1 protein-coding gene is annotated in these 1,112 nt (G+C 66.0%); it reads right to left on the bottom strand.

Annotation, left to right across the window (positions count from 1 at the left end; translation table 11 throughout):
- Positions 1-1,010: SpaH/EbpB family LPXTG-anchored major pilin (locus AB4Z38_RS25610; protein WP_441432322.1), on the bottom strand; the 1,010-nt coding region annotated here is incomplete at its 3' end.
- Positions 1,011-1,112 lie beyond the last annotated feature (102 nt).

Genomic DNA, 1,112 nt, shown 5'->3' with positions numbered 1-1,112 from the left:
AACACGGCGCCGGCCAGGGCGGCCGAACTCCGGGAATCCTGCTTGTGCAGCACGATGTTGCCCCACTTGGTCACCGCCACCGGGGGCGTGACCACGGGGCCGCCGGGCTGGCCCGGGGTGATGGTGAAGCTGGCCGCGTTCGGGTAGACGAGGGCAGTGTTCGTGATCTCACCGACCGTGGTCACGGTGGTGTTCACCGTGACCACGACCTTCGCGGTGGGGTTCGCGGCCAGGACGGCCCGGCCGCTGGCGGTGAAGTCGACCCTGAGCGTGTTCGACGCCGCATCGAACACGACGGTGTAGTCCGTGTTCACCGCCAGCGCCGCGCCGTTGGAGAGCGCCACGGTCGAGTTGGTGTAGCTCAGCTTCGAATCGAGCTTGTCCACGATCCGGTACCCGTCGATCGGGTTGACGTTGGGGATGTCGGAGGTGATGGTCCACTGCACGTTGTCGCCGAGCTTGAGGGCGGAGGCATCGTTGACGGTCTTCGTCGCGGTCGTGACCGCGTTCTTGGGATAGACATTCACGTCATACAGCCAGCTGTTCTGGTTGCCCGGGTCCGTCATGGGAAGCGTGACCAGGAACGGGGCCGAAGGAGTCACACCCGCCGGGTAGCCGGTCTCCGTCACCAGGTACAGGCCCAGCGGAAGGTTCCCCAGAGTCGCCGTCCCGGCCGCGCCGGTCGTGGTGGTCGTGCCGGGGCTGGCCGCCTGCGCCGCGGCCTGGGCCGGCGTCAGGGCTGCCGCGGCGGTCCAGCCCGCATTGGTCGTCAGGTCGATGTTGTTCACCTTCTGCACCGTGAACGTCACCCCTGCCATCGGCGTCAGTCCCTGCAACTGGGCCGCGCTCAGAGCCGTTCCGTCATGAGGCAGGTTGGTCGCCGTCGCGGGTTTCTCATACTTGTGGATGGTCAGCGAACCCGTCTTGGACGGGTCGATGTTCGCGGTGTTCGCCGCGTGTGCGCCTCCGGCTCCGAGGGCGAGCATCCCGGCTGAGGCTAGTGCGGCCAAAGAGGCTATTATGCCGCGCCTCACCTTCGATGATTTCATCGTGTTCCTTTCATTGTTTCCCCCATTGATGTGCGCGGAGCTGCGCTACGGAGTCTGGTTTTG

The sequence above is a fragment of the Arthrobacter sp. 2RAF6 genome (assembly GCF_052115205.1).
In the GTDB taxonomy this organism is placed as follows: Bacteria; Actinomycetota; Actinomycetes; order Actinomycetales; family Micrococcaceae; genus Arthrobacter.
Note: the sequence above shows the minus strand (reverse complement) of the source record. Positions and strands in the feature narration are given on the sequence as shown.